The organism is Brachyspira hampsonii (assembly GCF_002214805.1).
Classification (GTDB): domain Bacteria; phylum Spirochaetota; class Brachyspiria; order Brachyspirales; family Brachyspiraceae; genus Brachyspira; species Brachyspira hampsonii.
The window spans coordinates 1,013,861-1,026,869 of record NZ_CP019914.1; the positions used below are offsets into that span (position 1 = coordinate 1,013,861).

Annotated in this window: 12 protein-coding genes; 9 read left to right on the plus strand and 3 right to left on the minus strand. The window is 27.6% G+C overall.

Translation table 11 applies throughout. The features are described from left to right. Nucleotides 1-51: 51 nt before the first annotated feature. The gene (locus tag BHAMNSH16_RS04160) at nt 52-624 is read right to left on the minus strand and encodes a LysM peptidoglycan-binding domain-containing protein (protein WP_241033653.1); all 573 of its coding nucleotides are present in this window, start codon (nt 622-624) and stop codon (nt 52-54) included. 264 nt (nt 625-888) lie between these two features. Between BHAMNSH16_RS04160 and BHAMNSH16_RS04165 the strand changes: the two genes are divergently transcribed. The 8 genes from BHAMNSH16_RS04165 to BHAMNSH16_RS04200 all read left to right on the plus strand — a co-directional run bounded on the left by BHAMNSH16_RS04165 (nt 889) and on the right by BHAMNSH16_RS04200 (nt 8,924). Next, nucleotides 889-2,034, plus strand: a complete 1,146-nt coding sequence (locus BHAMNSH16_RS04165; RefSeq protein WP_069731611.1) for a hypothetical protein — start codon at nt 889-891, stop codon at nt 2,032-2,034. A gap of 13 nt (nt 2,035-2,047) precedes the next feature. Further along, nucleotides 2,048-2,794 carry a leucine-rich repeat protein gene (locus tag BHAMNSH16_RS04170; protein WP_008727818.1) on the plus strand — a complete coding sequence of 249 codons (747 nt, stop codon included), beginning with the start codon at nt 2,048-2,050 and terminating at the stop codon, nt 2,792-2,794. Nucleotides 2,795-3,016: 222 nt separating this feature from the next. After that, on the plus strand, nt 3,017-3,970 hold the full coding sequence (locus BHAMNSH16_RS04175) for a TAXI family TRAP transporter solute-binding subunit (RefSeq protein ID WP_008727817.1): 954 nt from the start codon (nt 3,017-3,019) through the stop codon (nt 3,968-3,970). Between the two features lie 85 nt (nt 3,971-4,055). Further along, complete coding sequence (locus BHAMNSH16_RS04180) at nt 4,056-4,559, plus strand: DUF1850 domain-containing protein (protein ID WP_069731595.1); 504 nt, start codon at nt 4,056-4,058, stop codon at nt 4,557-4,559. Beyond that, nucleotides 4,556-6,532, plus strand: coding sequence for a TRAP transporter permease (locus BHAMNSH16_RS04185; RefSeq protein ID WP_069731594.1), 1,977 nt, complete (start codon nt 4,556-4,558; stop codon nt 6,530-6,532). Before BHAMNSH16_RS04180 ends, BHAMNSH16_RS04185 begins: the two co-directional genes overlap by 4 nt. Before the next feature lie 150 nt (nt 6,533-6,682). Next, nucleotides 6,683-7,156 carry a GyrI-like domain-containing protein gene (locus BHAMNSH16_RS04190; RefSeq protein WP_069731593.1) on the plus strand — a complete coding sequence of 158 codons (474 nt, stop codon included), beginning with the start codon at nt 6,683-6,685 and terminating at the stop codon, nt 7,154-7,156. 1 nt (nt 7,157) lies between these two features. Next, nucleotides 7,158-7,751 (plus strand): RdgB/HAM1 family non-canonical purine NTP pyrophosphatase, encoded by a 594-nt coding sequence (gene rdgB / locus BHAMNSH16_RS04195; protein WP_008727813.1) that lies wholly within the window; start codon nt 7,158-7,160, stop codon nt 7,749-7,751. A gap of 15 nt (nt 7,752-7,766) precedes the next feature. Next, the gene (locus BHAMNSH16_RS04200; protein WP_069731592.1) at nt 7,767-8,924 is read left to right on the plus strand and encodes an ROK family protein; all 1,158 of its coding nucleotides are present in this window, start codon (nt 7,767-7,769) and stop codon (nt 8,922-8,924) included. Nucleotides 8,925-8,970: 46 nt separating this feature from the next. Here the strand turns inward: BHAMNSH16_RS04200 and BHAMNSH16_RS04205 are convergent, their stop codons facing one another. Both BHAMNSH16_RS04205 and BHAMNSH16_RS04210 read right to left on the minus strand, forming a co-directional pair. Continuing rightward, complete coding sequence (locus tag BHAMNSH16_RS04205) at nt 8,971-10,476, minus strand: sulfatase family protein (protein WP_008728843.1); 1,506 nt, start codon at nt 10,474-10,476, stop codon at nt 8,971-8,973. Between the two features lie 3 nt (nt 10,477-10,479). Further along, nucleotides 10,480-12,174 (minus strand): solute:sodium symporter family transporter, encoded by a 1,695-nt coding sequence (locus tag BHAMNSH16_RS04210; protein WP_008728842.1) that lies wholly within the window; start codon nt 12,172-12,174, stop codon nt 10,480-10,482. Between the two features lie 285 nt (nt 12,175-12,459). On the opposite strand from BHAMNSH16_RS04210, the gene BHAMNSH16_RS04215 reads away from it, so the two are divergent. Then, the gene (locus BHAMNSH16_RS04215) at nt 12,460-12,984 is read left to right on the plus strand and encodes a DUF8052 family protein (protein WP_008728840.1); all 525 of its coding nucleotides are present in this window, start codon (nt 12,460-12,462) and stop codon (nt 12,982-12,984) included. The last annotated feature ends 25 nt before the right edge of the window (nt 12,985-13,009 follow it).

A 13,009-nucleotide genomic window follows, 5' to 3' on the forward strand; every position in this document is an offset into this window, starting at 1 on the left:
ATATTAGGCTTAGACTTTTATTATAAGTTTAAGCCTTTTTTATTATTAAAATTATTCAGTTTTTATAATGAAAGGATAGTCCTGATAGAGATTTGTAGTTAAATCCATTTTTATTTTGAATGGTACATATTCAAGCTGAGATTCATAGTTCCAATATCTTGTTTCTCCTCTTATGCTTGGTATAAAAAGTTTTAACCCAATTGGCAGAGAAGTAGTATCATTTATTATATACCTATTATGAATATATATAATACGCCAGAAATTTCTTTCGCCGTATATAAACGGATATGATGATATTTTTAATAATGTATCCCCTGCCCTCACAGTGTAATATCTAGGAAGTACATCCATTGTTATATCATATCCTCTATCTCTATACTTTGAAAAATCTATATCATTAGTTATGATTAATACACTATTATTAGTTGTCATTGATTTATGATTAGTTATGATTAGTGTATTTTCATTTGTTAATTCTTTTATAGTTTGAATATCGCCTTTTTTTTCTGCCTCTTGCAAAATTTTATTTTTTATATAGTTCTTTATTGGAGTTTCTTCTATAAATAATGGCGTGGACATTACTATACTGTAAATAATAAATATAAAAATAATAATCTTTTTCATAAATAAAAATATCAGCTCTATATTTTATCGTAAAAACATTATTTAATTTTTAATGATTAGTAAAATTTTTATATAAAAAATTTTTATTTAGTAAAATTTTGATATAAAAAAATTTTTATATTGATTTATAATATAATTTTATTATACTAAAAATATATGAAATATTTTTTACATGTTTTTACTTTTATCTGTTTATGTGTCCCCATTGCATTTTCTCAAGATATTAATAATCAATATAATGAATTTATAACAAAATACTTTCAATTGGAAAATAAATATAATGCAGGATATATTGACTACATTTCTAAAAATGAATATATATTAAATTTTTTTAATAACACCAAATCATTTATAGAAGACATTAATCCTGATTTTTGGACAGATGTTGTTAATAATCCGTCATTAATAGCAAAATATCCTGAATCTCCTGATGCAATACTTTTAATGTCAAGTATAAATTTCTTATACGATATTTATAATTTTAATATGTCTGTAAGCTATTCTATAGAGCAAAAAATAAAAAGGAAAATACAGTTTAATGCTGCTTCAGGAGATAATTATGGATTAATAATTCCTTTACATTTTCCATTAGGTACTGCTGGAATTGGTGCCTACCTGAATTTTCAGCTTGAAGATACAAAGACTTCATTAAATTATGATAATGATTTTGCAAGACTTATAAACTCTATAGATAAAGTACCGTTTCCATATATTTATATTTTCGGTTCTATTAATTGCTGGACAGCCCCTATGTCTGTAGGACTAAGATTTGCATTTATGCCCGGTTATAACGATTTTTACAGTCTATTTGTTAAAGACACAAAAATAGAAACATTTGGGCTGCATGCCGCTATGGATTTAAAATTTTATGTATATAGAGATAACTATTTCTTTGTTGATGCTAGGGCAGATTTCAATTTTGATTATGGTACATTCAAATTAGGTTTTATGAATGAAAGATATATGTTTCAAATGTACAACTCTGCAAACAGTACATATACTGGTGCATCTTTTTCGACATCAGCAGATATAGAAAATAAATGGATAAGTTTTGCTTTAACTCCAAAATTAGTAGGAGGATTAAAGATAAAAGAGAAAATTCCATATATAGATTATTTTGCCATATATGGTTTTATTGGAGTTGACTTAATATATAGTTTTATTGATTCTAAATCTACATTTGGCATAAATAGTATAACTGAAAATATTAATAATAAAACTTATGAGTTCCATTCAAATATGCCTGAAGTATCAATAAAAGATAACTATTTCTCATACGATATAAGAGTTGGTGCCACTATTGATATATTTTACCAATCTTTATCATTTGAATATGCTATATTTTCAAAGAGTTTTTCAGTTATGTTTATACCTTTTGTATATAGATTTGCAGCTGAACCAAAATCATAAAGGAGTTTTATTTATGAAAATTAGAATTATAATATTTATCTGCATTATTTTAGCTATTGTTTTATCTTGCAATATAGAATATTTAGGTCCTGATAATGCAGTAGAAGAAGCAAGTAAAATAGATTTTTTTATATATCAAATTCACTTGTCTGCTAGTAACAATGGAGGAGCTTTTCAATGTCCTATAATATATGATGCCATAAATAGAAGCGGAGGAGCTAGACTTGGAATAAGAGGAATAATAAATAGAGAAACAATACTAAGTATAGCTGACTGCCTTAGAAAAATACCAGACAGGCATGTTTTTTTATATGCTGAAAATGTTGTTATTAATGAATCGGATAAAAGATGGCCCGGATATAGTTTTACAAATGTGAAAAATCTTACAGGAATATATTTCCCTTCCAGTATGGATGCTATAGGTACTAATGCTTTTTATAACTGTACAGCACTTGAGGCTATAGTTTTAGGTACTAATTTTAAGCTCATGTATCCACGCATGCTTTCTGGGGTTAAAAATCTTAAACATGTAGTATATTATGGTTCTAGATTAGACTTTACAGGTGCTGTGAATGGAAATGCTTGGGAAGGGATACCTCAGGAGCAAATGACTTTGTATTTAGGTAATTTTGACGGTTATCAAGAAACTAATGTAGGCGGAAAAATATACACTACTACAAATTGGGCTAGATATACTTGGAAAAAAGTTTATTATAAGGGAGAATTTAATATTGAAGATATAATAGAAGTATTAGAATAGTTTATTGCTATTGATAAAATTCTAAAAAAGAGTATTATTATTCTTATGAAAACTTAATATTTAAATATTGAATAATTATTTATTTTTTTACTAAAAAATATTAATTTCTTGCTTAATATGTAATAAAATAGCCAAAACTTGTAAAATATTACTACATTGAATATTGACTTTTAATATCATAAAGTGTATTATTTAATAAATCTTATAAGGAGTATTATTGTTATGAGAAATGTTTTTATTTCTACGGCTGTCATCTTATCATTGCTGATGATAGGATGTCAAAAAAGCAACAATCTAAATTACATTTTTGCTACAGGGGGAACTAGCGGTACTTACTATTCATTCGGCGGAAGTATAGCAAGTATATGGAATGCCAATATTGAAGGAATGAATGTTACTGCTCAGTCAACAGGAGCTTCTGCTGAAAATTTAAGACTTCTTAACAGACATGAAGCTGATTTAGCATTCGTACAAAATGATGTTATGGACTATGCCTATAACGGTACAGATATCTTTGACGGCGAAGTATTAAGCAATTTTTCTGCTGTTCTTACATTGTATCCTGAATTAGTACAAATAGCAGCTACAAAATCAAGCGGAATAACATCAATAGCTGATATGAAAGGAAAAAGAGTATCTGTAGGAGATGCCGGAAGCGGTACTGAATTTAATGCTAAACAAATATTAGAAGCTTACGGACTTACATTTGATGATATAAATAAATCAAATCTTTCATTTAAAGAATCAAGCGACGGACTTCAAAATGGCAGTTTAGATGCTTGCTTCATAGTAGCAGGAATACCTAATGCTGCTTTGCAGGAATTATCTTTATCAAGTGATATAGTTTTGGTATCTTTAGATAAAGCTCAAGTAGATGAAATATTAAATAAATATAAATACTATACTGAAGTTACTATACCTGCAAATACATATAATAATGTTACTACAGATACTACAGCTATAGCAGTAAGAGCAACTATTACAGTTAATAATGACATACCTGAAGATGTTGTTTATAATCTAATAAAAACTTTATTTGATAAAAAAGCTGATTTAGCAACTGCTCATGCTAAAGGTGAAGAATTAAATATTGAAGATGCTTATAAAGGCGTATCTATACCATTCCATCCTGGTGCTTTAAAATACTATAAAGAATTAGGTTATAATATACAATAATTATAAATGTGTTGGTGTATTCATATTATTTATTATTAATTTATAAAATGAATACACCAAATAATTGTTCTAAAAAATAATATATATGTTAAAAAAAATTATTATATGTACATCTGTTATCATCATAATAATTATTGCTTTATTATTTGTGCCTCTATTTCCAAGACTTGTATTAAATAGTGTTAAAAATAATAAAGTTAATTTTATATTTAATATTAATAAAAAAGAGTTTCTAATTTCATATACCCATTCTGTAAATAAGGGAAGAATTAGAGATTATTACATTATAAATGATAATAATGATATAGTGTTGGAAAAAACAAGATTTGTTTCTTATGGCGCCGGTATATCTGATCCTCAGGGCGATGAAAATATAATTATTACAGATGATTACATAGAAATAAATAATATTAATAAAGTAATAAAAGATTTATATTTATTTATCGGTATTGTAGCTGATCACAGAATAGAATTTGATGGAAAAGAAATAAAATTAGATACACTATTCAAGCCTCAAATAAATATAAAAATACAATATAAAAAAGTTTCATTATTTAAAATGATTACAAGTGTAAGGGGGAAACAATGAAAGATAAAAAAGATATTCACATTCTAACGGTTGAAGAAATTGATGGTTATATGAGCAAATATGACAGTGAATCAAGATACAGAAGATATAAAGATTGGAAAAAATATCTTATAATAGCAATATCTGTTGTATTTTGTTTATTTCAATTATATTCAATATTATCTGGAAGGATTACTGCACAAATTGTTAGAGCCACTCACTTAGCATTTGTTATGCTTCTTTCCTATCTTCTATTTCCTATGAAAAAAGATATGCCTAAGGATAAACTTCCTTGGTATGATGTTATACTTGCTATAATAGGAGCAGTTTCTTGGGGTTATATTGTAATTAATTTTGAATCAATAGTAAGAAGAGCCGGAATATATACTACAACCGATATTATCATCGGCATAATAGGAATACTTATTATATTTGAAGCATGCCGAAGAATAGTAGGGCTTCCTATACTTATAATATCAATAGTTTTTATAATATATGCATTATTTGGAGCTTATGCACCAGGTTTTTTAAATCACAGAGGATATTCTCTTCAAAGATTAGTATCGCATTTATTTTATAATACAGAAGGTATAATGGGTACGCCTATAGGAGCATCAGCTACATTTATTTTCTTATTTATATTTTTCGGTGCTTTACTTGATAAAACAGGAATAGGTCAGTTTTTTATAGATATATGTAACGCTATAGCAGGAGGTTTTGACGGAGGTCCTGCAAAGGTGGCTGTACTTACAAGTGCTATGTTTGGTACCGTATCAGGAAGTTCTGTTTCTAATACTGTAGGTACAGGAAGTTTTACAATTCCTATGATGAAATCTTTAGGATACAGACCTGAGTTTGCAGGTGCCGTTGAGGCTTCAGCTTCCACAGGAGGACAGTTAATGCCTCCTATAATGGGTGCAGCTTCTTTCTTAATGGCTGAAAGTTTAGGTGTACCTTATATGGAAGTTGCCAAGGCAGCTATAATACCTGCCATACTTTATTTTACAGGTATATTTATAATGGTTCATTTAGAAGCTAAAAAAACAGGGCTTAAAGGTTTATCAAGAGATTCTCTTCCTAAAATGGGTACGCTTTTAATGAAAAAAGGATATTTAGTTATTCCGCTGCTTACTATAATATATTTCTTTGTACTTGGAAAAACTGCAATTTATGCCGGATTAATGGGTATTATTGCTGCAGGTATAGTTGCTATAGTTAATTCTATAGTAGATATCATAATGAAAAGAAAAATAAGTTTTGGATTTAATGATTTAATAGATGTTTTCGTTAATGCTGCTAGAAATATAATAAGCGTAGCTATTGCCTGTGCTATGGCTGGTATTATAATAGGAGTTATTACTTTAACAGGATTAGGTTTAAAAATAGGAGCAGGATTAATATCTATATCAGGCGGAATACCTCTATTACTATTATTCCTAACTATGATTAGTTCTATTATATTAGGTATGGGTGTTCCTACAACTGCAAATTATCTTATCACTTCAACAATAGCAGCAAGTGCAATAATAGGTTTAGGTTATGAACCTTTAGCTGCTCATATGTTCGTGTTCTATTTTGGTATTATAGCCGATGTTACTCCTCCTGTTGCTTTGGCGGCTATGGCTGGTGCTGCAATTGCCAAATCAGATCCTCTTAAAACAGGAATAGAAGCGACAAAACTTTCTATAGGTGCTTTTATTATTCCTTATATGTTTATATTTAATCCAGACATACTTATGATTAATACTACAATTTCTGATATTATACCTATACTTATAAGTTCGCTTATAGGTATGTTTGGAGTATCTGCAGGATTAGAAGGTTATGTATTTAGAAAATGTAAGGCGTATGAGAGAATATTATTTATTATAGCAGGACTTCTTTCTATATATCCTGAAGTTTACAGCGATATTATAGGAATAGGTATTATCGCTATATTAGTTATTATACAAATAGCTACAAAAAATAAAAGAAATACTCCTGCTGCTGCTTAATAAATAATAACTTAAGAATAATGATGAGGAAGCTTTAATATTTATAAGGCTTCCTCATTTTTTATATATTGATTTTGAAACAAGTATAATATTTACTGCTGTTAAAAAATATGTTATTATATTCTCTAATAAATTAGGAGACATAGATTTATGGAAATAGAAATAGTAGAAAAAAAAGATTTTGAAGTTATAGGAAAAGTAGCTGAAGGAGAAAGCGAAAAACATTCTAAGTGGGTATTACCTTTATGGCAGGAATTCAATAAAAATATTAAAGAAATTATAAATTTAGTAAAAGTTGATGAAAATAATAATTTAGCTGGTATATGGGGTATAATGAATGATATAAATGAAACATTCGCACCTTGGGGAGAAAAAGGAAAATATATGGCAGGCGTAGAAGTAAAAGAAAATTCTAATGTCCCTGAAGGCTGGACAAAATGGAATATCAAAGGCGGAAAGTTTATAAAAGTTAAATGCAATATAGAAAATTACAGCAAAATATTTACAAAGATAGTAGAAGATTATGCTCCGAAAAATGGATATATAATAGAAGGCAATGTTATGGAATATTATATACCTAACAGCAAAGATTTTTATTTATTTTTTTACATAAAAGGAAATTGATATGCTTGAAAAATTAGTAATAGCAACAGCAAATAAACATAAATTAAAAGAAATAGAATCTATATTTAAGGGAAGTGTAATAAAAGAGATATTATCAATGCCTTCAGATATAGGCGAAATAATAGAAGACGGAAATACATTCATAGAAAACTCTCTTATAAAAGCAAAAACAGTATATAATCATACTAAACTTCCATCTTTGGCAGATGATTCAGGACTTTGTGTTAATGCACTTGGGGGAAAACCCGGAATATATTCTGCAAGATACGGAGGAGAGAGTTTAGGATATAAAGAAAAAATGCAGATGCTTTTAGATGAATTAAAAGATAAAAAAGACACAACTGCATACTTTATAACTTCTGCAGTATGCGTATTAGATGATAATTATTATATAGCAGTTGAAGGCAGGGTCAATGGAAAAATAATAGAAAATCCAAGAGGTTTTGAAGGTTTCGGATATGATCCTATATTTCAGCCTGACGGATATAATATTACTTATGCTGAAATGAGCCTTGAAGAAAAAAATTCTATGAGTCATAGAGCATTAGCTATGAATAAAATGAAAAATATTTTATCTTGTATTTATAATTATTAACATGAGGGTATGATATTGAAGCATATTACTGAAATAAAATCTAAAAATAAAAAAGATATAATAAAACTTTTATATAAAAAAAATATTATGTCTAAAAAACGAATAGCGGCAGAATTAGAATTATCTCCTTCTGTTATTACTAAACTATGCTCAGAATTAATTAAAGAAAATATATTAGTAGAAATGAATAGAATAGACAGCAAAAAATTAGGAAGAAAAGAAGTAGAGATAAAAATAAATCCAAATTATAAAAAATGTATAGGCATAACTATAAATCATATATCAACTGATATTTTACTTGTGGATATGCAGTTTCAAGTTATAGAAAAGGTATCTTTCAAAACAAGTACAAATTATGAAAATGATTTATTAAAAATAGTTAGTACAGTACAAGAAATCATATATAACTATTCACTTAATAATAAAGATATTCTTGGTATAGGAATAAGTATAAAAGGCAATACTGACGGCATATATTCATATTCAGGTATTTGGGGTACAAAAGTGAATATAAAAGATTATATAGAAAATCATTTAAATATACCAACGGTTATAGATAATGGTATAAGATGCAGTGCTTTGCTTGAACAATTATATTCCAATGAAGATAATTTCATGTTCATTAAATATATGGAGCCTGGAATTGGAGGTGCTATAATATTAAATGGAAGTATAAAACGAGGAGAAAATAATTTAATAATGGATTTTGGACATATGATAATTGATACTAATTCAGATTATTGCAATATTTGTAAAAGGAAAGGCTGCTTAGAAAGTATTATATCCATTGAAAAAATTTTAATTAATGTAAAAAATAATTTCTCTAAAGAATTCTGTCCTGTACTATGGGAAATATGCAGCGGAGATTTGAACAACATCAATATCTCAAATATAATAAAAGCAGCAGATAATGGCTGTATAAATATTAATAATATATTCAAAAAAAATGCTCAGTATTTTGCATTATGTTTAATAAATACATATTCTATTATGGATGTAAATAAAATAATAATTATAGGAGATTTATTCTCTTCAAAACGTTTTGTATCATATTTCAGAACTGCTGTTGAAGAATACCAATTAACAGATATTTATGATAAAATAGAAATGCATTTTCATGAAAATGTTCTACTTTCTCCTGTAGCTTTGCTTTTAAATGAGTATTTATTTTAATTGGGCATATACTAATTTTATATATACCCAATTAAAAATAATATATTTACTTTTTCTCATCATTTAATATTTTTTTTCTAACCGCATTAATCATAGGAAGTCCCGTATCATAATCAAGCTGACGAGGTTCATTTTCTTCATTTTCTCTCTGTCTTGTATATCCGTCATTATTCCAATTAGGTACTTTATCTTTTCTCCAATATCTTGCCGCCCACTGATATCCTCTGTATAAATCTCTTGTTCTGTTCATATTATCCAAAAGTTTATCATGTAATTTATTTCTAATCTCTTTGTAGTTTTCATCATTTATAAGATTATTAACCTCATAAGGATCTTTCTCTAAATCATAAAACTCATCACTGTCCAATAAATTAATAACAAGTTTATACCTGTCATCAACAACCGCCCTCATCATTTGAAGTCCGCCGAAACCATCATGATCTACTTCATATCTTGTAAACTCTAAAAACACCTCATCATTTATCCTAACATTAGGATCTTCAATTTGCTTTAACATACTTTTTCCTTCAAATACTTTAGGTATTTTAACATTCATATAATCTAGTATAGTAGGTGCTAAATCTATATGAGAAGCAGGATATGATACTGTTTTTTCCTTTTCCTTATATTTAATTATAAGAGGTATATTAGCTATTTCTTTATAAGCACATGCATTTTTCATTTGAAGTTTATGAGCACCAAGCATATCTCCATGATCCGATGTAAATATAATCATAGCATCAGAAGCTATTTCATTTACTTTATCAATAACTCTGCCTATTTCATAATCTACAAAAGAATTACATCCTAAAAATAAAGCTAATTGTTTGGAAGGCTTATTTATTTCATTAGCTTTTTGATGCAAAGCCTCTCCAGCCCATAATCTTTGCATAAGAGGCTTATTCTCTAAATTATCATTAAAAACTGTATCATCATCAAATTTGAATCCCTCATACATTGTATTATACGGTGCAGGACATAAACAAGGTCCATGCGGTTCATCATAAGATACTACCAAAAGAAAATCTTCATCTTTATACTCATCTAAAAATTTCAAAGCTCTATTAGAACATCTATGTGCATAAGTGAAATCTTCTTTCATATCATCATTATAAGAAGTTTCAGACTTTCTGGATTTTACTCTGTCTTCTTCGCTTAGTTCATCAAGATAATTTTTCATATCATACCAATAATTTTTATCCCATCCATCAGGACAAACACCATATCCGAAATAATCTCCCCCATCAAGATGCCATTTGCCTATATATCCGCAATGTATATCATTAGAAGTTAATATCTGTCCTATACTTTTTACTCCCTCCCTTAAAGAAACACAGTTGGTAACCATTCCATTAGTATGAGGAAAAGTACCTGTAAATATAGAAGATCTTGCAGGACCGCATACAGGCTGACATGTATAAGCATTTTCATATTTTATGCCGTTTTCTGCTAATTTATCTAAATTCGGAGTTATCATTTTTTTGTTTCCATAGCAGCCAAGCATATCTTTTCTTGTAGTATCCGTCATAATAAAAACTATTTGCTTTTTCATAAATTATTCCTTACTAAATTTTATTTTTACAGCTATAAATGATACTACAGAAATTATAACATATATCAATGTTATAACAATAAATTTACTTTTTATATTTTCTTGAGAAGTAACTATTCCTATCTTAGAAAATAATACATACAAATAAATTAAAGTTGTAATCATTACAGCAGATACAGGCTTAGCCCATTTCCAAGAAGTTAAATCAACTTGCTTAGTATATTTCTGAACATAAGGTGTTTCCCTTGGAGATATTATGCCGGATATAAGCATTATCACTACACAGCATACAAACAATATCCCATATATATGCAGATAATGTATTTTTATAGGTATAACAAATTTATATAAAGAATAACATACTATAAAAAATACTATTGATATTTTAGCACCAATAGCAGGCACTCTTTTTGTAGCAAATCCCATAAGCACAACTACCAATGTAGGTATATTAAAAAATCCCATAACGCTTTTCATAAAAGAATAAAGTCCATCAGGTGCTTTAGCTATATTAGGGGCAACAAATATAGAAAATATGCACACTATAGTTCCAAATATCTTACCTATAAATACCAATTTTTTATCGTCTACATTAGGGCTAAATATAGGCTTATAAATATTTAAGCAAAACATAGTAGAAGCCGAATTCAAAGCAGAATTAAAAGAGCTTAAAACAGCTCCAAACAATACAGCTCCGAAAAATCCTACCAAAGGTAAAGGCAGTACATTACTAACTAATACAGAATAAGCTAAATCCTGATGTGTAATTTGATCTTTATATAAATGAAATCCTATAATACCTGGGATAACTAACATAACAGGGACAAACATCTTTATGAACCCTGCTATAAGTGTTCCTATTTGCCCTTCTTTTAAATTTTTTGCTGCAAATGCTCTTTGAACTATTTGCTGATTTGTGCACCAATAAAATAAGTTTACAAGAAACATTCCTGTAAATAGTGTAGAAAAAGGTGCATCACTTGTAGAACTTCCTATAGCATTCATCTTTTCTGGATTCACTAATACTAAAGTTTCTAATCCATTAAATAAACTTCCATCACCAAGTTTAAGAAGTCCCAATATAGGAATCATAAGTCCGCCAATTAAAAGCAATACTCCATTTATGGTATCAGATACAGCAACTGCCTTTAATCCTCCAAATATGGCATATATACCTCCTACAATTCCTGTAAAAATAATTACTATAAATAATGAAGTATCTCTAGATACATGTAAAATTTCAGAAACATTAAATAATGAATTAACAGCTATACCCCCAGAATACAAAATAATAGGCAGAACAATAAAAGTCAAACTTATAAGAAATAATCCTGTAACCATATTTCTAGTACCTATATCAAATCTCTCCTCTAAAAACTCAGGTACAGTAGTAAATCCGCTTTTTAAATACCTAGGTAAAAAAATTAATGCCATTATTACAAGTGATAATCCTGATGTAGTTTCCCAAGCCATAGATGATAATCCATGTTTAAATCCATTTCCATTAAGTCCAACTAATTGTTCGGCTGAAAGATTTGTAAGTATCAATGAACCCGCTATTACTATTCCGCTTAAACTTCTTCCTGCTAAAAAATATCCTTCATTTGTGGATAAATCATCTTTTTTAGTTATTATCCAAGATATAAATGCAACTAAAGCTGTAAAAAATAAAAAAGAAATAATAATTAAATAATTCATACATACCTCATATTAATTTATAAAAGAAATTATATACTATTAAATATAGTATAATTATTTTATATTGTCAATTAATTAGAGAGATATTATTTTATATTAAGAAATTTTTTAATAAAATCATGTAATTTTTTCTAATTTATTCTTAATTATTTCATTTTATAAAATAATAGTAATAAAAAAATATATTATCACAATAAATTTTAATGATAATCATTACTATTTAGTATGTATAAAAACTTGACAATGAAAAAAAACTTTATATAATATATAGCATGGAGAAATAAGATGGCTAAACTTCACATTGATAATGAAGAGGTAAAAAAATACATATTCAATGTTTCAGAAAAATTGATGAGACATTTTGATTTAGAATATGAAATTACCAAAGAAGATGAATATTTTGATCTATATGCTTTTCATAGGAATGATTTCTTCAAATCATTTATAACTAAATCTACAGTATATGAAGGTTATTCTGTATTTGAACATATGCTTTTAAGATTTGTTAAGGAATTAAAAAAAGAAGATATTGAAAATTTTCAAAATATGCTTATTAGGCTTACTCCTATATTATCAAATCCTAATAAATTTCATAAAAGAAGTCTAATAACAGGAATATTAGTTACAGAAAGCCATTTAGAAAAAGAATGGGAAAAGATGGCTAAAAAGTTTTTTTATAAAGTCAATTACAAATTACTATTTCATGGATGGTCAGAAACACAGTATGCCATAGTGTCGATGACTGATAAAGCTGTATACTTACCTAAGATGAGAAAGAAAGAGTTAAAACTTCTTCTTTCGGATTTTTAGGAGGTTATAAAAAAATATAAGGAGA

What these genes read in the sequence shown, in the direction of transcription:
- BHAMNSH16_RS04205 (WP_008728843.1), bottom strand. Translation starts at nt 10,476, where the DNA reads ATGAAAAAGCAAATAGTTTTTATTATGACGGATACTACAAGAAAAGAT.
- BHAMNSH16_RS04185 (WP_069731594.1), top strand. Translation starts at nt 4,556, where the DNA reads ATGAAAGATAAAAAAGATATTCACATTCTAACGGTTGAAGAAATTGAT.
- BHAMNSH16_RS04210 (WP_008728842.1), bottom strand. Translation starts at nt 12,174, where the DNA reads ATGAATTATTTAATTATTATTTCTTTTTTATTTTTTACAGCTTTAGTT.
- BHAMNSH16_RS04170 (WP_008727818.1), top strand. Translation starts at nt 2,048, where the DNA reads ATGAAAATTAGAATTATAATATTTATCTGCATTATTTTAGCTATTGTT.
- BHAMNSH16_RS04215 (WP_008728840.1), top strand. Translation starts at nt 12,460, where the DNA reads ATGGCTAAACTTCACATTGATAATGAAGAGGTAAAAAAATACATATTC.
- rdgB (WP_008727813.1), top strand. Translation starts at nt 7,158, where the DNA reads ATGCTTGAAAAATTAGTAATAGCAACAGCAAATAAACATAAATTAAAA.
- BHAMNSH16_RS04180 (WP_069731595.1), top strand. Translation starts at nt 4,056, where the DNA reads ATGTTAAAAAAAATTATTATATGTACATCTGTTATCATCATAATAATT.
- BHAMNSH16_RS04160 (WP_241033653.1), bottom strand. Translation starts at nt 624, where the DNA reads ATGAAAAAGATTATTATTTTTATATTTATTATTTACAGTATAGTAATG.
- BHAMNSH16_RS04175 (WP_008727817.1), top strand. Translation starts at nt 3,017, where the DNA reads ATGAGAAATGTTTTTATTTCTACGGCTGTCATCTTATCATTGCTGATG.
- BHAMNSH16_RS04190 (WP_069731593.1), top strand. Translation starts at nt 6,683, where the DNA reads ATGGAAATAGAAATAGTAGAAAAAAAAGATTTTGAAGTTATAGGAAAA.